General features: G+C 33.4%; 22 protein-coding genes. 3 read left to right on the top strand and 19 right to left on the bottom strand.

Features of this window, described 5'->3' with window-relative positions; genetic code table 11:
• Positions 1–45 precede the first annotated feature (45 nt).
• The 5 genes from rpoN to J8M14_RS01705 form a co-directional block, all read right to left on the bottom strand.
• On the bottom strand, positions 46–1503 hold the full coding sequence (rpoN, locus tag J8M14_RS01725; RefSeq protein ID WP_211072614.1) for an RNA polymerase factor sigma-54: 1458 nt from the start codon (positions 1501–1503) through the stop codon (positions 46–48).
• A gap of 220 nt (positions 1504–1723) precedes the next feature.
• On the bottom strand, positions 1724–2362 hold the full coding sequence (locus J8M14_RS01720; RefSeq protein ID WP_211072613.1) for a response regulator transcription factor: 639 nt from the start codon (positions 2360–2362) through the stop codon (positions 1724–1726).
• A gap of 140 nt (positions 2363–2502) precedes the next feature.
• Complete coding sequence (locus tag J8M14_RS01715; RefSeq protein ID WP_211072612.1) at positions 2503–3258, bottom strand: ATP-binding protein; 756 nt, start codon at positions 3256–3258, stop codon at positions 2503–2505.
• Entirely contained in the window at positions 3231–3833 is a 603-nt protein-coding gene (locus J8M14_RS01710; RefSeq protein ID WP_211072611.1) for a hypothetical protein, read from the bottom strand. Before J8M14_RS01710 ends, J8M14_RS01715 begins: the two co-directional genes overlap by 28 nt.
• Positions 3834–3892: 59 nt before the next feature.
• Positions 3893–4606, bottom strand: a complete 714-nt coding sequence (locus tag J8M14_RS01705) for a hypothetical protein (protein ID WP_211072610.1) — start codon at positions 4604–4606, stop codon at positions 3893–3895.
• A gap of 621 nt (positions 4607–5227) precedes the next feature.
• Here J8M14_RS01705 and J8M14_RS01700 point away from each other — a divergent pair.
• Genes J8M14_RS01700 through J8M14_RS01690 form a run of 3 tightly spaced genes read left to right on the top strand, consistent with a single transcriptional unit; the run spans position 5228 to position 7773 of the window.
• Positions 5228–6043 carry a carbohydrate-binding protein gene (locus J8M14_RS01700; protein ID WP_211072609.1) on the top strand — a complete coding sequence of 272 codons (816 nt, stop codon included), beginning with the start codon at positions 5228–5230 and terminating at the stop codon, positions 6041–6043.
• Between the two features lie 26 nt (positions 6044–6069).
• Positions 6070–6906, top strand: a complete 837-nt coding sequence (locus J8M14_RS01695) for a carbohydrate-binding protein (RefSeq protein WP_211072608.1) — start codon at positions 6070–6072, stop codon at positions 6904–6906.
• A gap of 27 nt (positions 6907–6933) precedes the next feature.
• Positions 6934–7773 carry a carbohydrate-binding protein gene (locus J8M14_RS01690; RefSeq protein ID WP_211072607.1) on the top strand — a complete coding sequence of 280 codons (840 nt, stop codon included), beginning with the start codon at positions 6934–6936 and terminating at the stop codon, positions 7771–7773.
• Positions 7774–7849: 76 nt separating this feature from the next.
• Here the strand turns inward: J8M14_RS01690 and J8M14_RS01685 are convergent, their stop codons facing one another.
• The 14 genes from J8M14_RS01685 to J8M14_RS01625 form a co-directional block, all read right to left on the bottom strand.
• Entirely contained in the window at positions 7850–8323 is a 474-nt protein-coding gene (locus J8M14_RS01685) for a GNAT family N-acetyltransferase (RefSeq protein ID WP_211072606.1), read from the bottom strand.
• Positions 8320–8808 carry a hypothetical protein gene (locus J8M14_RS01680; RefSeq protein WP_211072605.1) on the bottom strand — a complete coding sequence of 163 codons (489 nt, stop codon included), beginning with the start codon at positions 8806–8808 and terminating at the stop codon, positions 8320–8322. Before J8M14_RS01680 ends, J8M14_RS01685 begins: the two co-directional genes overlap by 4 nt.
• A 387-nt stretch (positions 8809–9195) precedes the next feature.
• On the bottom strand, positions 9196–9765 hold the full coding sequence (locus J8M14_RS01675; protein WP_211072604.1) for a hypothetical protein: 570 nt from the start codon (positions 9763–9765) through the stop codon (positions 9196–9198).
• 4 nt (positions 9766–9769) lie between these two features.
• On the bottom strand, positions 9770–14659 hold the full coding sequence (locus J8M14_RS01670) for a DNA repair ATPase (RefSeq protein ID WP_211072603.1): 4890 nt from the start codon (positions 14657–14659) through the stop codon (positions 9770–9772).
• A 52-nt stretch (positions 14660–14711) separates the two neighbouring features.
• Complete coding sequence (locus tag J8M14_RS01665) at positions 14712–14963, bottom strand: hypothetical protein (RefSeq protein WP_211072602.1); 252 nt, start codon at positions 14961–14963, stop codon at positions 14712–14714.
• A complete protein-coding gene (locus J8M14_RS01660; RefSeq protein ID WP_211072601.1) occupies positions 14960–15316 on the bottom strand; it encodes a DUF3592 domain-containing protein in 357 nt (118 codons plus the stop codon). The genes J8M14_RS01665 and J8M14_RS01660 overlap by 4 nt, the downstream gene beginning before the upstream one ends.
• A gap of 35 nt (positions 15317–15351) precedes the next feature.
• Positions 15352–15582: a hypothetical protein gene (locus J8M14_RS01655; protein WP_211072600.1), complete on the bottom strand. Its 231-nt coding sequence runs from the start codon at positions 15580–15582 to the stop codon at positions 15352–15354.
• Positions 15583–15584: 2 nt separating this feature from the next.
• Positions 15585–15836, bottom strand: a complete 252-nt coding sequence (locus J8M14_RS01650; RefSeq protein ID WP_211072599.1) for a hypothetical protein — start codon at positions 15834–15836, stop codon at positions 15585–15587.
• Between the two features lie 178 nt (positions 15837–16014).
• Positions 16015–18081 (bottom strand): flotillin family protein, encoded by a 2067-nt coding sequence (locus J8M14_RS01645; protein ID WP_211072598.1) that lies wholly within the window; start codon positions 18079–18081, stop codon positions 16015–16017.
• A gap of 7 nt (positions 18082–18088) precedes the next feature.
• The gene (locus J8M14_RS01640) at positions 18089–18808 is read right to left on the bottom strand and encodes a hypothetical protein (protein WP_247672525.1); all 720 of its coding nucleotides are present in this window, start codon (positions 18806–18808) and stop codon (positions 18089–18091) included.
• A 21-nt stretch (positions 18809–18829) separates the two neighbouring features.
• Positions 18830–18955: a hypothetical protein gene (locus J8M14_RS23245; RefSeq protein ID WP_282100222.1), complete on the bottom strand. Its 126-nt coding sequence runs from the start codon at positions 18953–18955 to the stop codon at positions 18830–18832.
• Between the two features lie 7 nt (positions 18956–18962).
• The gene (locus J8M14_RS01635; protein WP_211072597.1) at positions 18963–19277 is read right to left on the bottom strand and encodes a YbjQ family protein; all 315 of its coding nucleotides are present in this window, start codon (positions 19275–19277) and stop codon (positions 18963–18965) included.
• A 60-nt stretch (positions 19278–19337) separates the two neighbouring features.
• Positions 19338–20051 carry a PspA/IM30 family protein gene (locus tag J8M14_RS01630; RefSeq protein ID WP_211072596.1) on the bottom strand — a complete coding sequence of 238 codons (714 nt, stop codon included), beginning with the start codon at positions 20049–20051 and terminating at the stop codon, positions 19338–19340.
• Between the two features lie 4 nt (positions 20052–20055).
• Positions 20056–20451, bottom strand: coding sequence for a molecular chaperone Tir (locus J8M14_RS01625; protein ID WP_211072595.1), 396 nt, complete (start codon positions 20449–20451; stop codon positions 20056–20058).
• Positions 20452–20568 lie beyond the last annotated feature (117 nt).

Here is a 20568-nt window from a genome sequence, read left to right as displayed (position 1 = left end):
ATATTGGGTGTAAAATGTATGAAACGCTTTTTAGAAAAAAATTCATTAAATTTTCTTTCGTAATCTAGCTACAGGAATATCTAATTGTTCTCTGTATTTAGCTACAGTTCTTCTGGCAATAGGATATCCTTTTTCTTTAAGGATTTTGGCAAGTTTGTCGTCTGTTAAAGGCTTTTTCTTGTCTTCCTCACCTACTGTAATTTCCAGTATTTTCTTTATTTCTCTGGTAGAGACCTCTTCTCCTTCGACATTGGTCATGGATTCAGAGAAAAACTCCTTGATTAGCTTAGTTCCATATGGAGTGTCTACATATTTACTATTGGCTACTCTAGAAACTGTACTTACATCCATGCCGATCTCATCTGCAATGTCTTTTAGGATCATTGGTTTTAGATTTCGCTCGTCTCCACTTAAGAAATAACTTTTTTGATAGTGCATTATTGCACTCATTGTAATAAAAAGTGTTTGTTGTCTCTGTTTTACCGCTTCAATGAACCATTTTGCAGCATCCAGTTTTTGTTTAATAAACAAAACGGCATCTTTTTGAGATTTGGATTTTTCTTTACTTGCCTTATACCCCTGGAGCATATTATTATACTCTCTGGAAACGTGTAATTCCGGGGCATTGCGACCATTTAAGGTGAGTTCTAATTCACCATCAATAATTCTTATAGTATAATCCGGCACTACGTGTTCTACAATACGATTATTACCTGCATAGGCTCCACCAGGCTTTGGATTAAGGTGTTCTATTTCTTCTATAGCTTCTTTTAGTTCTTCTTCATTAATGTCAAATTTCGTCAAAAGCTTTTCATAATGCTTTTTACTAAAGTGATCAAAGGATCTCTCCAGAATCATAGAAGCTAATTTGATAGGAATAGTTAACTCTTTTCTATCCAACTGAATCAAAAGACATTCCTGAAGATTTCTGGCTCCTACACCTGCAGGATCCAGTTGATGAACTATCTTTAGGATATTTTCTATCTTTTCTTCTGTAGTGTATACGTTTTGGGTAAAAGCAAGATCATCAAGAATATCAGTAAGAGATCTTCTGATATAACCACTTTCGTCAATGCTGCCTACCAAAAACTCAGCAATCTCTCTTTCTTCTTCGTCTAAACGATAAGTATTAAGTTGGTTAACCAGGTGTTGGTGAAAAGTTGTCCCTGATGCATAAGGAACACTTTTATCTTCATCATCAGCACTATAGTTATTAGAGCTTAATCTATAGCTCGGGATTTCATCATCACTTAAATATTCATCGACATTGATGTCAGTTTCTATTTTTTCTGTCCCATAGTCATCGTCTGTATTTTCATTGCTATAAGCATCTTCAAATTCATCTGCTTTTTCTTTACCACTATCCAAAGCAGGGTTTTCTTCCATTTCTTGTTTAAGACGTTGTTCAAAAGCTTGTGTAGGCAATTGAATCAATTTCATTAATTGAATTTGTTGGGGAGAAAGTTTCTGAGAAAGTTTAAAATTTAGTTGTTGCTTAAGCATGAAAATATTGATATTCTTGAACTAACAAAAATAAACAAAAACGCTGTATTTAAGTTAGTACAAGATGGTTAGTTTACTTAAAAAAAGCTTTTAGAACATATCGTGCTGATAAGATTTTATAAAGCTATTTTTTTGCTTAATCAATAAACGCGCCAAAATCAATATTATTGGTTGTAAAAAATATATTTAGATGTTGAACAAGGGATAAAAAACTCCCGAATTAAGGCACAAATATCTTGTTCTTAATAGCATAGATAACTAATCCTGTTCTGTTTTTGAGATTTAGTTTTTCGAAAATAGAATCTCTATACCCTTCAATTGTTTTTGGACTTAAGCACATGTCACTGGCAATCTCTTTATAGGTTTTTTCCGTACATGCATGTTTTATGAATTCCATTTCTCGTTCCTTAAGAATTACTTTGTTTTCTTTTTTAGGGTTTAGTGAACCTAGTAACAGGTCGGTAACATTTTTGGTGTGATAAAAACCAGTTTCCTGGACTTCTACCAAAGCATTTTCGAGTATGCTTTTTTCGGTATCTTTTAAAAGATATCCTTTTGCACCGGCACGTAACATTTTAAGGATAGTTTTTTCATCTTCCTCTACAGAAAGTGCTAATACGTTTACATCAGGGTATTCTTCCTTTAGAGCTGCAGTGGTTTCTATACCATTCATTATAGGCATATTGATATCCATAAGTACAATGTCCGGAATATTCTTAGGGTCTTTAAAACGAGTTAATAATTCTCTGCCGTTTTTACAGATATATAATATTTTGAATTTTGCAAACCCTTCAACTAAACCGGCAAGTGCCTGAGATAACAAAATGTGGTCCTCTACAATTACTACTGAATATTTCATCTGTAAGTTTTTATTTTTTTATTGTCATCTGGAATTCGCCAATAACATTCTGAATTATATGGATATGGCTCATTTCCTGATTCTTGATTTGTGCGAACTGCTTATGCTTTTGTTTAGCAATTATAAAATTAGGTAACTTCTTAATAATAATAGGTTAATATTATAGAAGTTCCTTTTCCTTCTTCAGAATGCAGTTTTATATCTGCATCGATTAGTTTCCCTCTACTGATCATATTGCCTAGCCCAATACCTCGTCTAATTTTAGTGTTTTTGATATCAAAACCTACTCCATCATCTTTGGCTTCTATGATTAATTTTTCGTGGTCATATTGGGCGCTAACTTCTAATTTAGAGGCTTTAGAATGTTTCATGGTGTTGGTAAAAAACTCCTGAAAAATTCTAAAAATAATGATCTCTACTTTGTCATCTAATACCCTTATTTCTTTATTACTAGTAATTGAAGCTTCAACAAACTGCAATCTATTAAATCTTTCAACTTCTAATTCTAAAGCTTCTGTTAAAGATAGACTTTTAATAGCATCAGGGTTAATCAGCTTGGATAAAGATCGAAGCTCTGTAAGGCTTTTGGTAATTGTATCCGTAACTTCTTTTAATCTTTCAGGATCATCTCTAGCTACTTCTACCTGAATTTTTGCCAGCGTTAATAATTGACCAATATTGTCATGAAGTTCCCAACTGATATTACGTAGCGTTTCTTCACGTATCTCTATCTGTGTCTCTGCAATAGCACGTTCAAATCTCTTCTCCGCTTCTTTTTGATGTAGTAATAAACTATTCTTCCTTTTTTGAAAGATTAAAAAAAGAGAAATCAATAAAACTATAATTACTACAAGTACAATACTCGCAATTAGTACTGCTGTTTCTTGTCGCTCCATAAAAAACCAATAATAAAACAGATATACATTACAATACCTAGAGTTAGGTTCACTAGAAATAAGATAGTTGCATCTGCTAAGTCTTGATAATAATTCCTTATAATTCTAAAAGGAATATTACCAACATAGTATAATAATAACCCTACGCTTATCCAAAACAATAAGTTTTTTTTTGCGTGCAAAACTTTTTCAGAATTTAATACTTCTGAAAAATATAATATAACCGTAATTATCAAAAACAAAGCAGCTATGATATATGGAAATCTTTGAAATTCGATTAAATAGTTCTCAAAAAAACCATTTACTATGAATGAAAACAGATATATTAATGTGAAAGTTAATACAACGACTTTACTTTTTTTATTGCTTAAATATGCTCTATATAAAAGTAAAAGATAGGTGAAATTCACAACATAATAAATGTTATATATGATTGCATTATAGTGGGTGACTTTCTCTCTAAGATACATGCCAATAATATCATTTATTGTTACATACCAAAGAAGTAGTAAAAAGTACTTTAAGGCTGTGTTTTTATATTTATAAAAATAAATAACACCTATAATGGCTGCCATTAATTCAGTGAAAATTCCAATATATCTTAAAGTACCCAATACCTATTAACTTTATATTTTTAATTATCTCCAATTGGAGGAGAGCTTCCAAACTCATTTCCTAGCGTGCTGTTTAACTCATCATCAACAATAGCACTAAAATTAAATAAGCCTGCTTGTTGTAACTTAGATTTGCTGTACACGTTTCCAGTTCTGCTATCTAAACCAATTTTGTTAGTTAAAAATTCTACTTTAAAATCATCACTGATAGTATATCCTACTTGTCTAGTTTTACCTTCTATAGTTTTAGGTAAAGTTGGTGCAATAAAAAATGTCTGCCTTTTTGCATACCCTTTATTGTTTCTACGAACATAATCATCTGCATATACTCCAAAATAAAATCGTAGCCCTGATGGCTCAACACCTGCTTTTTTAGATATTCTGTTTATATATGCTAAATAATTTTTTAGGCTATCTAAATCATAAAACAATGATCTGGTAGCTTCAAAGGGTTTTCCATCCGGTCCTTTTCCAACTAAGGAATCAATAAACTTCACTCTTTTTCGGGCATAATTGTCATATAACTTTCTGGCTTGGACAGAAGTAATAATATTTTTGGGTTTACTGTCATTTACCTGGCCCAGTTGTTCCTGTAGTTCTGCAATCTGTTCTTTTAATTCTTTAATCTGTTTTATGTATTGTTCATTTCCATGTTCTCCAGTGCAAGAACCTATAAATAATATAAGTAGTCCTGCCAATAGAATTCTTAGGGTGTGGTTAGTTAGTTTTTTCATTTTGAATAGGTTTTTAAGATAATTTGTTTGTAATAAAAATAGTGTTATTCCTTAGTTATAAAAAATTAACAAGAAGTTTTGTTAAAATATAAAATTGTTACTCTTTGATAATTAGGTGTTTTGCAGGTGAAAAGCAGATATTTTCAGAAAAGCTCAAGTTGTACGAATAGGGGGAAACACCCCATGTTGAAAAAGGGTTTTGACTCTGTTGTATTTATGTAATAATCTAAGGATTTTTGTAAATCATAATATTCCAACGAAAAAAAACAAATCAAATTTTCATAAAAGATCATCTAAAAGGTTTTCGAGGATAAATTCTTACAGGATAGCAACTATAATTTTTCGATGTTTTTTCTACTAAAATTTCGTTGTTTGAAAACGTTTTGATAATAAAACAGAGGTTTTTTTGAATACTTGAAAGTCTCATTTTTTCTTCACTTAAATTGTTGTTAAGATTATCTTAAATCGAAAACGTTTTTTGTTAAAGTGTTAAAGAAATTGGAGCTATAAATTGTTACAGATATACTTCTTTCGGAACTTAAATATAGCTTAAAAATAGAACCTAAACTTTTCGAAAAGTTAAACCAACAAAAACCACAATCTAGTCTAACAAGCATTATTATGAGAAAATTATTAATTGTACTCGCCATTGCGTTCGGATTGTATTCTTGTAACCAGGATACAGATCAAATAGGTTCAGAGATTGAATCTATAGAATTAGCAGCAAAAAACAGTTCTGAAAATGTTAAGCTCCTTAGAGCTTGGACATCTAATAGTAGTAGCCCAGTGCAACAAAGATATGTAAGGCGCTTTGTTGTAAAGGTTAAAAACCTTGCATACCAAAAAGAAGTTGTTATTCATCAAGCCACTTATTCTGGAAATTGGGTGGATATTCCATTAACGTATCAACAAAGCATAGATAATAATGAAGAAATCTGGGTTGGTGAAGTAGAACCAGATACTGAGATCTATAATGATGAATTTGTCGTTAAATATACTGTGGATGGTCAAACTTACTGGGATAACAATAGTGGATCCAATTACAGTATGCAAACCAATATAGGAGCATATCTTGCTCCAGAACTAGAAGTATATGTTGATAGTTCTTATACTAGGTTTTCGGGTAGTTATTTTGGTATTAACGCAGATGTGAGAAGGGATTATGGCGCACCGGGAACGGTTGAAGTGGTTTTTACTACAGATGGTTGGGTAACTACAGAAAGAGCTTCTTTGAGCTATCAAAGATACTTTAGAGTAGGATATTCTAATTATATCCTTAGCCCTAATGAATTTGATATTGATAAATGGGAAACTTCTGTGAGAGTAAATCCAGATGTTAATTCAATTGAATATGCTGTGGTATATACGGTTGGAGATCAGGAATATTGGGATAATAATTACGGAAACAATTATACCATAAATAAATTAACATATTAAAATTCATAACCACAAATTATCATTAAATGAAAAAGTATTTATTTCTATTACTAAGCTTAGTCATCTTTTCTTGTACTACGGAGGATGATTTCATAACAAATCAAGAAGAGGCTACTATTGATCAGGTGTCTGCAAAAAGTACAAATGCGGTTAGCTTAATCAAAACATACAACTCATATAGTTTTTATAGAGGTTTTAATACCTGGAGAAGAGAGTTCACTGTAAGAGTGGCCAACATTGGTTTTGAAAAAAATGTAAGTATCTATCACGAAAAAGTTGATGGTTCTTGGGAAGAAATTCCATTGACATATAGTCTTAGTGTAGATGATCAAGCTGAAATTTGGACCGGAAAATATGAATATACAGGTTACACAGCAGACAAAATTTATGATGATGAGTTTGTTGTGAAGTATGAGGTAAACGGCACTACATATTGGGATAACAATAATAATGAAAATTATGTTGTAGGGGAGAAAGAGGTAGGATACCTTTTTACACAACCAGACCTTAATATAAGTGTTGATTCTGCTAGTTTATATCCTCACTATACTGGGGGTAACAGCTTTAACTTAATTGTGGATGTAAGAAATATAGATCCTTCTAAAGAAGTTGAAGTGGCTTACACTACAGATGGTTGGCAAACTATACAATATTTACCGTTAAATTTCACAGCACGCTACTATAGTGGTTATCAATATGTCTTGGTTAGCCCTAATCAATTCGGAATCGAAAGATGGACTGGTTCTACTATTGTTGATAGCTCTATTGATACTATCGAATATGCGGTGGTTTATAGAGTTAATGGTCAAGAATATTGGGATAACAATTATAACAATAATTACACGGTACATAAAACAAACTAAATATTAACCTTTTAAAACCACCACACAATGAAAAAGTACATTTATTTATTATTGAGTTTAGTTATCTTTTCTTGTTCAACAGAAGATGACTTTGTAGAAAATCAAGAAAGTCTAATTTCTAAAAGTGAAGTTGAGGCTACAAGCCCAAATCCAGTAAGCTTGGTTAAATCCTGGACCTCTTATGGTTCGTATAGAGGCTACACATCTTACACATTGAAGTTTACAGTAAAAGTTGCAGATCTTGCCTTTGATAAACAAGTAAGTATCTATCATGAGAAGTTAGATGGTTCTTGGGAAGAAATTCCATTATCGTACAGTTTTGATATAGATAACCAAAATGAAATATGGACTGGACAAAAAAGTCTAGGAGGGTATGGTGCATCTCAGGTTTATGCAGATGAATTTGTTGTTAAATATGATGTAAACGGCACTACATATTGGGACAATAATAATGGTGCTAACTATACTATGTCCGTAAGGGATGGTTACTTTTTTGCTGATCCTAATGCTAATGTAAGTGTAGATACTGATTTTGATAGTATATCGTATATACCTTATTATGATAAGAATTCAATGACCGTTACAGTAGATGTTAGAAATCTGGCACCTAACAAAGAAGTTGGAGTGCTATATACAACAGATGGATGGCAAACACAAAACTATTTTACACTTAATTATAGACGATACTGGAGTAATGGTCCATTTTTCTATATTCAAAGCCCAAACCAGTTTGATATAGAAAGATGGTCTGGAAGCGTACAAGTTGATAAATCAGCTAATACGGTGGAATATGTTGTTGTTTACAAGGTAAATGGTCAAGAATACTGGGATAACAATTATGGAAAGAACCACGTAGTTTCTAAATAGTTTTATAATTAAATAAAGGGGATTATTTAATTTACAAGTCCGCTTTGCATGAAATATCAGCAAAGCGGATTTTGTATTATAATACCAATTCCATTTTTATATTGCTTCTTTGATATGGAGAATCTTTTTCTAATTCAATTTCTATAAAACCATATTTACTATAGATGTGGATTGCATTCTTCAAAATTCTATTAGAATAGAGTACTACCTTAGTCCACCCTTGAATTTTTGAGAATTCTATACAAAACTCCATTAATTGCTGTCCAATTTTTTGTCCCTGATATTTTGGAGAAACCGCCATTTTTCCTAATTCATAAACTCCATCTTCTATTTTGATTAAAGCGAAGGTTCCGGCAATAGCTCCATCTATTTTAGCAAAGAAAATATATCCTCCTTGGTTAATAATGGTTTCTTCGCATTGTTCCAATAGGTCAACATCATGAGGTTCTACTACAAAATATTTCTCTAGCCACTCTACATTAAGATCAGCAAAGTCTTTTGCATACTTTGGATCAAAAGGTATTATTGTTGTTTTTTTTAAGGTTTTCATTGGATATTATTTAAATTTTCTAGTATTCTTTGACTTAATGACTTCTCTTTTAATTGATCTTCTATAAAGGTTAAATGATGGGTTAAGCTTACAGCACTTCCTTCGGTTAACCACTTTACCTGCTCATCCATTACTTTCCATAAAGGAATCATTCGTTGATGGGTTTCTTTTCCTTTTTTAGTAAGTCCAAACTGTTTCTTTCGTTTATCCACGTTGTCAGTTTTGTAGGTGACTAATTTCTTATCCGCTAGTTTTTTCAGCGCCTGTGTGATCGCGGGTTGGGTATACTGTATGGCTTCTTGGATTTCTGTAGTAGTGGCTAGTTGTTGATCGATAATTACCTTGAAAATTGGAAAAAGGTATGGGTCAAAGTCAATATTACAGGTATTATAAACCAATTGAATTTCTTTCATCATATGATCACTCAGTCTTTTTAATCTTGATCCTAACCCTAGCTCACCATATTGCTGTAATTTATCTTTCATAAGTGTTTATATAAGTACTTATGTAAAAATATAAAATTATTCTGAATATAGAAATATTAGGGTGAAAAAAACTCTTTAGGTTTCGTAATCGTGAAGAGTTTATAAATACTCTTTGTAATTATTAATATTAGATTTAGGTCAAGCCTGGAATGATAATCTGGAGTTGATTTTATGAAGTTTTACTTGTCATCCCAGCGTGGGCTGGGCCAAATAAAATGCTACAATCCTGTTCATAGATTCTAGATTAAGTCTGGAATGAGAAAGAGCTTACTTACTAACTTTTTTTAACATTCACTTTATCCATATAATATATATACTTGCTAAACAGGATCATTTAAGCGAATACCTGAACCATTTCCATTATATTTCCAAAACCCCTATTAACTTCTACTTTTTAAATTCTTGATACAAGGCTATTGCTTTCAGATAATTCTGTGCACCGTCTTTCGTCTGATCATGTATAAAACCATCTAATTGAGGATGATTCATTTTTATCCAGGTAACGATCTCATTTTTCTTGATATTCCAAAGTTTGAAATCAGAATCCATTTCTACCGTTTTTATTTTTGAAATTTTCCGATTCTTTATTTCAATTATCTCATTTGAGATGATAGGTTTTTGATTTAGAAATTTAATTCTAGTACATGTTTTTGAAACTTTGATTTCTACTTTTTCATCAATTTCTCGAATTTCTAAAATTTCATATTTGGGGGAGAATACAGAATCCCATTGAAAGAATTTATAATAATCATTTTTAGAAAAATTCATGTTATAATTTCCTTCAATAAGAACTATGCTGTCGCCGATAAATTCTGATAATTCTATGTAGTTGCTATGGTTTAATGCATTGTAAAACCCCTGTACTAATTGCGTGTTATCATTTTTTCTGGTACAACTGCTGAAAGAAAAAATAAATACAGATAAAATTATAGTGCTGATTATTGTTTTTAGTTTCATTATATCATTCTTTTTCCAACCCCTTCTTCAATACATCTTGGATTCCGGCCAAATGATCACTAAACTGCATCATCTGAGCTAATACCTGAGCCATTTCATTTTTATCACCAAAGCCTTTCAATTTATTATTCTTTATAAAGGTTTCTTTGATGGTTTCCCAGCGAATGATTTCTTCCTTAACGATAGTTTTTGTCATTTCTTTGTACTTCAATAAATTAGCTTCTGCAGCACTAGTCAAGGTTTGTGATTCATTCTCATAATGAGACAGGAGTAAGGTTTGTAATTCTTTCTCATTCATAATGGGTACTACTTTGGCGACCAGTTTACTCATATCACGATATGACCCTTGCAATTTAAAAGAGGGTTCAGTACGATAAGCATCTTCCATTGCTGCGGATTTGATATAGGTTTCGTTTACCTTCAATACTGTATTCCGAATCGTAACTACTTTTTCCAGCACAGCCAGATAGTCTTGCACTTCCTGTTTAGTATGATTTCCTTTTAGTTCGATCCCTTCCTGAGAACCAGTTTCAACAATCTCGATCAGTTTATAAATGTCTTCGAAATGTTTGCTGCTCAACTGATGTAATACAGGATTGGAGGTCATAGAGTTTTCGATCAGACTTAACTTAAATAAATCTGCAGTATCACCAATAATATCTCCCAGGTTATAAATATCTGCACGGTTAGCTAACATATCCGGAATCTGGAACTTCTCACCACTTTCGGTATATGGGTTACCCGCCATAATCACACAGAAACGTTTACTACGTAAATCATAAGTTCTCGGTTTACCGTTATATACTCCTTCAATTTTACGAGTACCATCGGCAAGCGAAATAAATTTCTGCAAAAACTCAGGATTACAATGTTGGATATCATCCAGATACAACATCACGTTATTGCCCATTTCGAAGGCTAGGTTGAGTTTTTTTAATTCCTCTCTAGAGGCTGCATTATTGGCAGCCATAGGATCAACCGAGGTTACCTCATGACCAATTGCCGGACCATTGATTTTCATAAACACCAATCCCAATCGATTGGCCATATATTCCATCAAAGTCGTTTTACCATAACCAGGAGGAGAGATAAGTAGTAGCATTCCCATACGGTCAGTGCGTTTGTTTTCACCTACGCTTCCTAACTGTTTGGATAAGTTGTCTCCAAATAGAGGGAGATATACCTGATCAATAAGTTTATTTCTAACAAAAGAAGAAAGTACTTTAGGCTTAAATTCACTAAGTTTTAAGTCTTCTTTTAATTCTTCGGTTACCTGGTGTTTTGCTTCGCGATAAGCTTCAAATGCAGGAACTTCTATGGTAGCAAATTGTTCTAATTTTGAAACGAAATTATGATAATTAAACTCAAAATTACCTTCAGTAATGGTTTGATGACTTCCCTTTAGTCCTTCTATGGTTTGTGAAGGATTAACATGAATTACTTCTGAAGTCGATTCGTCTTTAAATAACAAAATACTAACAACTTCGTGGGCATATTCGATCTGAGCTGGACGATGCATTTTGATATACGAGGTAATCCACTGCAAAGCCAGATTGATTTTGTCACTCCAATTGATGTCACCATTAGAACGAGGTTTGGTATCTAGGTCAAGAGATTTCTTCAATTTTGCAAATACCTTTTTCTTTTTGAGTTCAGCTATAAAAACATCACACAGCTCATTTGCAGTTTGACTAATACAAAAAGTATGATCGTTTTGTAATTCGTTAAACAGATATCTGGAAATTTCATTACTGAAACTCGTTTCAAAAAGGTGAGTGGTTTCCGCGAAAGCGAAAATATCTTCTTTTAAATTTGCTAACACCTTCTGGTATTCATTACTATCTGGGAAAATAGCTAATACTTCTCCTGAAGCTTTGATAGTGTCATTCCAATACGTTTGTTTTTCTATATGTAATCCATGCCAGAAATATTGTGCAAAAGCTCTAGTATTTGGCGCAAAACGAAGTAACCCTAAATCATGATCTTTGGTTACTAAAACTTTTAAAATTTTGGCTGCATCTACATCGTGTACACCTTTTATATATCCTTCGGCATAATTTTTACTACTTTCAGATTTTACAAGCTCAAGAAGTTCCTGTTCATTGGAATTCAAAAAGCTTTCTTTATCCGAAGTGTTGAAAATTTTATAAGCCAGATATGCTGATCTATATACTTCTGGATTTTCGGAAATGAGTTCTTGATCCCAATATTTCTGAGATTTTAGTAAGATCTCATTGTTGATTTCCTGGTAAAAGTCAGTTCCGGTAAGGTGATATGCTAGTGCACCGTCTTTGTAAACAATGGTTAAATCAAGAGGTTGTTTATTGACTCCAAATTTATGTTTTCCTAGTTTGATGATGTTTTCACCATCTTCATATAGATCTTGCTTGTCTTTTAGCTTACGGGTAGCATCTTCTTTAGCAACCTTAAGTGCTGTCTCAATAGCTTCTGCTTTACCAGCATCATCGAGTTCTTGCAGTTGCACAACAATATCCCGCAATTTATTGATCATCAGATCTGAAGCAAAATATCCATTGATATCTACTACAGTATCAAAACTCAATGCTTTTTTGGCAACTCCCTTTAAAATACGGTTCGCCGCATTTTCTAAAGCAACTGCCTTTTTGTTTCTGGCCTCAATCAAATTATTTTTACGAGCTTCGAAAGCATTGTATACTTCTTCACGTTTCTCGATGATCTGAGTGATGAACTCTTCAAAATCTGCAAACCTGCCTTCTAAATCTTCTAGTTGAACAGAGACTTTATTCAATAACTCATCTGTTTTTTCAGGGGTGCTGGCGATATCTAAATAGTTGATAATGCTTTGATCAACTAATTTTAGTTGGGCAGCAAATTCTGCAGTCGCTTCTTTGCTTCCCAAAGATTTAGTTTTGTTCTTAATTCCAGCTTTGAGCTGATTGATGGTGGCAAAAATCAGTGAGATATTATCAATGATCTTGGTAGAATGCGAAGTGTCTTCGATCTGTAGATTAGATACAATATCAATCAACATTTCCAGATCAATAGCAATCTGATTAACTTCCTCTTCAAGTTTTTTAGCATCTATAACTTTTTTGATCTTTTCAAGATCAACCTGTTTTTCTTCTACCCGTGCATGATAGGGTAGGAGTGCTTTATCATCTAATAAGAATTGAACGCAACGCTGAGAAATCTTTTCTGTCTGTTCTGCAATTTCCTTTTCCAGTTTCTCGATAAAACTCTTATCCACATATCTTATGTCGTTTAATCCAATTACTTCGCCACGAAGGGTTCGTAATTGTGATAATACCTGTACAAAATCATCTATAGATCTAAAAGAGCTGCTTTTGATCTTTCCGAATATGACTTCGGCTTTATCTTTAGTTGCTGCAGTGACGTTTGCTGCCGTTCTACGAAGTTGAACTACTTTTTCGAACTCATCGATAGCGGCATTAGCCGCACCATTTATTTCTGAAAGAGGAACATCAAGTCTAAAAGTGTCGTCTTCTCGAATCCAATAATAACTATCAATGACATCGTTAGAGAATTTGGCAATATCATCATATAAGCCATCGTAGCTATCCTCTTTATTTAATAATGTAATCAAGGCATGGCACTCAGCCATTGCTTTAACGATATCTTTATTGCCGATTTTATACAATAATGTATCCGTATGTTCAGAAGGCATTACATTACCTTTCATAAAGGGTGTTTGCCATATCTGAATCACATGGTGTTTGGTTTGCTCATCTTCAGTTTTGAAATAGCACAATTCACCGTTTTGAAGAATAGTAAATCCATTACAAATTATTGGTGTTTTTACTTCTTGCTCAATGACATTATATGACATCAAGGTGTATAACCCTTTTTCGCTTTCGTAGAAAACATATAAGAAATCTTCGCCATTAGGAGAAATGATTTTCTCCTGAAACTTAACATTAGAAACCTCATTGGTGAATAGTTTAAATTCACCAGATTGTAAGTAATATCCGTTGGGATATATGATCCCCTGATCATCAGGTAGGAGTACACAAGCATCTTTAATACATTCAATCTTTTTGACCTCCTGCATTTTGTGATTATACACGAAGTATCTTGGAGACTCTTGAAAAGGTTTTATTTCTAATGCAATCAGATTTCCGATATCTGCAAATCGATATTGTCCATCATCTAATGTTTGATCCGAAAGTTCTACGGGTTCATCCAGGATACCTTTTCCTTCATCTGTATTGTCCTCGATTTTAATGGTTAGATCTCCTCCAATCGTTTCTACAAATACTTTATCGAGAATGGAGATATGAGGATGTGCTCCATAGCGATGCATATCCCTAGTAACCTCTGTCCAATTGAATTCATGTTGTTTTGGAAATTGGAATTCGTGTTCACTGCGGTTATCTACATAAGTCAATGACCCTTCATTGATTAACCATTTGAACGTCTTGATGTCTGAAATGCTTTCACTTAATTGAAATACCATATGAAGGTAGTTTCCAACCACGGCAAATTTCGAAAATATCGTATTACGGTAGTATTTATAGAGATTGGTAAAATCATCGATAAATACGGCGTCGTTAATAAGATCTAACGGCTTTGCTGAAAAATGATCATTGGTATAGGTATAGACACTAAATACATCTGCCAATGTAATCTCGGTACGAAGTCCAAAATGCACATTATATCCAAATAGGCAATACTCGCCAATAGTAACAATATCCCTGGCGATACAGTTATTCTCAGTATTAATCCGGTTATTGGCGATGAGTTTGGTTTCTACACTGCCAAAAACTTCTTTTCGCGCATCATTAAGTTGGGTTAGACGGTTTTGGAGTTCACTCTTATGCTTTTGCAAACGATTCTGGATGATCTCGTATGTACCTCCGTCTAGTTGTATGTTGTTAGTGTTTTCTTCTTGCATGTTTTAAGTCGAATTTTCATTCGTTTTGTAAAAAGACTCAAGCATTATTTATTTAAGTCTTTTTATTTCTTTTATGGTCGTTCCATAATTCTTCTGGATTATCAATTGTCATTTCTACTTTGCCACAAGAACCACATACCTTAGCTTTTAATTCGTATTTATTTGATCCTTTGAATAGAAAAGCGTTTGGGTTTTTAATAGTTTCTATAGAAAGATTTTGTTTCATATAATCTGCAGCATTATCTACTATATTAAGCCCTTCTATAATTTTATCAGACCCACAATTTGTGCATTTAGGATTCATTTTTTGTGTGTTTTTTCAATTTTAGAATTCTTGGGATTTTCAGCATCATATATAATTTTAATCGAATCACCCACTTTTCCGGTTTTTGCAAAATACAAATCGTGTTCATGTCTTGAAACCTCTTGCGTTTTTATAAATTCTTTAGCATCTACAATATATTTGTATTTAACATGAATATTCTCTACTGTAGGTGAGAGTTCATTATCAATTCTATTTGTTGAAATTTTTTCAATGATAGCCGATGTGCTTGCCCCATTTTTTACCAGGTTCTCTTTTTTAGTATATGTATTGTATGTTAAGACACCAATACATGCTAATAACACTGCGATTAATCCAATAAATTTTCTATTCATGTTTTCTATGTTTTAAATGAAGTATATACTATTAATCAAGTGATCAATACTATAACAAATCCAAAACCAATCAATCTTCGTATAAATAATGCTTGTCGCTGCATTTTTAGTTTATTTCTGATTCCTTGTAATAATTCCTCAGACACTGGCTCTACTTTTATCCCTTGACTTTCTTCATCACTTTCAGTCCATCCATCATAGGCTTTTCGCTCTTTTCTTCTACTGTTTTTAAGAAGATTACTTAGGTTATGACCATATCCTCCCATAACTACACTATATATATTATGATGGCCGTAGTCAGAACTATCAAAAACACAGAAGCTAATAATTGCTTTTTAAAAACTGCTAATCTTTGTTTCTTTAGTTTGTCTCTGATTTCTTGTAATGTCTCTTCAGAAACAGGTTCTACTTTTATTCCTTGACTTTTAGTATCTGTATGTCCATTTATATGGCTAAAAGCGTCTCTTTTATTTCTTCTATCGTTAAACTTGATCGAAGCAATCATTGCTGCAATACTCATATTAAACCGTATTAAAAGTTAAACAATTCCCATCCTGAGCCTTCTCAGGATGAGAAGACTTTTATGGGTTTAAAAATGTGTCTATGATGATGTTCATAAAGTATATTATAATTGAAAATGAAGGGTGCGTGAACACCCTCACCTCAATCCTCTCCTTTGAGGGAGAGGAAGTCTTTTGTTACTTCAGTTTTTTGTCTGAAAGACCTAGACCACTTGCCAGATTATACAAATTGGTAAACAGATTATTCTCATCGGGATCTGTCGTTTTTTGCTTCAATTCCATAAGAAGATTAGCAATAGTTAGGTTCTTGATATCTTCTGATCCGATACCGTATTTAGTTGCGAATTCTTTGATTTTTTCTAAAAGGTTACCTTTTACATCTTCACTTCCTAGGATCGCATCTTTTACATCCTGAATATTATCAGAGTGTTGTACCAATCGATCAATTCCTTTGGCTCTGGTGATCTGACCCATAATTTGCTCAAAGAACATAGTCTCACCGCCTACGATATCAATATTAGCAGCTTTTAATGCCTCACCGATTACATCTGCTTGTGCATCTGCAATATCTTTTTGGATATTGATATGAGCTAAATCAACTTGTAATTCTTTATCTAAACGTAGCTTGAATTCTTCGTGTTCTTTTCCGACACCATCAAGCTTCTTCATTGCTTCAGCTTTTTCTTCTATTCCGGCAGCATCAGCAAGCGCTTTTTCTTTGATGACTTCGGCTTCTGCCATTCCTTCTTTGCGGATTGCTTCAGCTTTTGCTTCAATACCTGCAGCTTCAGCTTTAGCTTTTTTCTCAATTACTGTAGCTTCGACTAATCCTTCTCTTTCACGGGCATCTGCTTTTGCATGCATTACTTGAGCTTCAGACATACCAAGTGTAGCTTCTTCTTTGGCTTGAGCTTCTGCTAGGGTTTTACGAGCTTCAGCTTCTTTTTCACTAGCTTCTTTTTGAGCTTGTGCTTCGATATTGATCTCTTCCGCTTTTTGCTTAGCAGCTTCTTTTTCTGCCTCTGCGGCTTTGATAGTTTTAATTAATGATTCCTGTGCATCAGCTTCGGCAATGGTGATTTTTACTTGCTTCTCACGATCGGCAGTTTTGAAAGCCTCAATGTCTTTCATATTCTCTTGTTCTTCTACTACACCTTTCTCCAACATCACTCGATCTCTGATCACATCCTGTATATTCTTTTTCTCTACTTCTACAACTTTTTCTTTTTCAATCTGCGCCAACGTTACAATTCTTTCACGTTCAGTAGCTTCAAGCATTCTATCTTTTTCTACTCTTTCAGTTTCTACGGCGTCAGTACGTTGCTTATTTTTAGAAGCTACAATGATCTGTCGCTCCATGTTTTCTTCGGCAACTTTTACTTTTTCTTCTGTAGCAATACGAGCCGTTTCAGATTTTAGACGTTCTTCTTCTGCGACTTTTAGTATTTCTGCTTCTTCTCGGGATTTGATATTAGAGATTTCACGTTTTTGCTGCTCTTCTTTTTCAGCTAATTGTTTATCTAATTCCAGAATTGCCTCACGTGCTTCTACATCTTGTTTACGGATAACTTTTTCTTCATCACGTTTGATGAGGTTAGATTTTATATTCTGTGCAGCGGTAAGTTCAGTAATCTTTTTGATCCCTTCTGCATCTAAGATATTATCAGCCTTCATTACACTAAGCGAAGTTTGCTCTAAGTCATCAATAGCGCAGTCATCCAGAATATATCCATTAAGATCAGTACCAATAATATTCACAATTTCGTCTCTAAATTCTCTACGAGCTTCATATAATTCTACAAATTCGAATTTTTTACCTACAGTTTTTAATGCTTCTGAGAATTTAGCATCAAAAAGACTTCTTAGCGTATCAATCTCTGAAGCACGGTTACAACCAATGGTTTGAGCAACATTAATAATATCTTCTACAGATTTGTTTACTCTAACGAAAAAGGCTACTTTGATATCTGCCCGGATATTATCCTTACAGATCAATCCATTTATTCCAGTACGTTCGATCTCAATCTTTTTTATAGAGATATCCATGATTTCCACTTTGTGGAGTACTGGGATTACATACAATCCCTTGTCAAATGCAACCGCGGTTCCTCCAAAACCGGTTCGGACTAGTGATTCTCCCTGAGGAATCTTCTTATAGAAGATTGCGATTATTATAAAGTATAGTACAATTAGTAGTACCAATGCGACCACCACGATGATGGCTATATTTGCTATGTTGCTCATAATTTAATTAATAGTTTAATGGTTGAACGATATAAAGTTGTTTGTTTTTTACTTGATTTACGATCTCTACAGAGGTATTAGCAGGAATTTCTATTCCATCTTTGGATTTGACCATTACCTTAATAGGATCTGATTGAATTTTTATTTCAATTGTGGTAATTTTTTCTCCTGAAATGGTGCTTTGTAATACACCTTGTCTTCCTAATAATTCTAAAGCACTTTCTCCTTTGTTATTAAAGTTTGTAAAGAACCTTTTGAAGGGAGTGGTGAAAATTTTAGTTAAAAATAGTGCAGGGATAATACCTCCAAAGAAGAATACAAATCCAAAATCATTATCATAACTATGAGTAATAGAGGTTCCTGCCATTGTGATTGCCCACCAAAACAGTACAAAAAAAGTAAAGGTGAACATAAATGGCAACCCAACAAAGTTGAAAAAGATCAGGAATATCTGAAAGAAATTAAGTTTGCCACGACGACGGATTATATCTTCCTTTTTAACCTCTGTGTTGGATATATCTTGGACATCAAGATTAGCTCTGGCATCAAAATCAGATTCCATATCAACATCCGCATCTACATCAGCGTCAATATCTATATCAGCATCAAAGAAATCTAAATCAATACCTGATAAAGTAGTTAATAACCAGTATAGGATTAATAACCCAAAAAGAATAGTTAATGGTAGATTAACAGTCGAAATTGCTATGTCAAATAATTCTTTCAAGATAGATGGTTAGTTTAATAGTTAATTATCTCTTTTTTCAAAATCTTCAGTTTTCATTATTCTGATTCTTCTTACAATCAGATAAATTAAAGCTGCCAATACTCCAAACCAGATTAAACCGTGTATGATTACAAAAAAGGTTTCCATAATCTGGTTATTTAAGTTTTACCGCAGTACCGTATGCAAGTATCTCTGATGCGCCCTGCATGACCATTGATGTCGTAAGTCGTACATTTATTACCGCATCTGCGCCTAAATTTTGTGCATCACGTGTCATTCTCTGCATTGCTTGTTCCCTGGATTGGGCTTGTAGCTTAGTATATTCTTCAATTTCCCCACCTACAATATTTTTTAAGCCTGCAAAAACATCTCTACCAATATTTCTGGCTCTAACTGTACTTCCTCTCGCAATACCTAATATTTCATAAATCTCTTTGTTAGGAACAGTTTCTGTTGTTGAAATTATCATGGCTTATACGTTTTTTAATTTGTTTTCCAGAACATCTCTGGAGCACCCCAATTACTTGGTTTAGGCATCCTTATCCTTGATCCCCAATTGTTCTTTTAGCTTAGCCAAATCATCTTCTGCATTAACTTCTGTAACATCAATAGCTTTATCAATTTCATCATCAATAGATTTTGAAGCATTGGCAATATCTCCGTAAGCTTCGGCAAGTGCTTCTTCCTGATTAACTTTGTCCTTCATTCGCTCTAGCATAGTTACCGTACTTGAGCTATCGATCTCAGCCATTTGCTTGTTAAGATTTTTGGTAGCTTTTGAAACTTTTACTCTTGCTTTTAGGGTTTTTAGCTCATTTTCCCACTTGCTGATATTCTGTTTGATTTCCTGTACATTTTTCTCTAACTGATCTACAGATTTATCGAATTTTTCAGACTCCTCTTTAGTACGAGTTACATGCTGTAAAGACTCTTCTTTTTTTACTAAAGCTTCTTTAGCCAATCGATCAGCTTCAGAAACATCAAGATCTCCACCTTGCGCTTTTTTAAGGATAAGCATAGCTTTCTGTTGGTAATCTTCGGCTTTTGAAGCAAACTCTTCGGTTTCATTTTTGGCTCTTATGGCTAAAGCTTTTACTTGCGCTAGGGCTTCAAGGCTTTTTTCAAGATCTGTTTTCATATCGCGTATTCCTTGTTCGGTCATCTTGATAGGATCTTCCATCTTGTCAATTGCAGAATGTGCCTCAGCCTCACCTATTTTGAATAATCGTTTAAAAAAGTTCATAGTATTAGTATTTTGAAAAATTTATAATATGGTCTGAATATTCGCTTAATAATAAACCTAAGGAATTCAGAGAGCCTTCGAGTTCATTTAAATCTAAGTTGTTTACTTGAAGCGTATCTCTAAAGATTACTTTTTCACCGGTTTCATCCAATACAAAAGCCCCGTGAACGATATCTCTGTTTTTCTGAAGTAAGCTTCTATATACAACTTCGTTTTTATTTTTGATATTAAAAATATGTTGTTCCATAATTAGAATCGGTGGTGCGATCCCCAGAATCATGTTTTTGATTCCCTCATTTTCTTTGCTAATCATAATGATCCCTTCCCCTTTGTTTTCGTGGATAATATTATAATTAAGCTGCAATAAATAGTCTTTTACCAGTTGAAAATGATCTTGCATGAGATGGTTATTTTTGATTGATAATTAGTAATTGATTTTATGTTGTCTGACAGTGTATCAATATTACAAAAAGTCACATAACTTTTCTGCAATATCTACTGCTAAATTAGCGAGATA

It is taken from the genome of Aquimarina sp. MMG016 (assembly GCF_018100805.1).
Classification (GTDB): Bacteria; Bacteroidota; Bacteroidia; order Flavobacteriales; family Flavobacteriaceae; genus Aquimarina.
The sequence above is the reverse complement of the archived record's forward strand: the minus strand, read 5'-3'. Positions and strand labels throughout refer to the sequence as shown.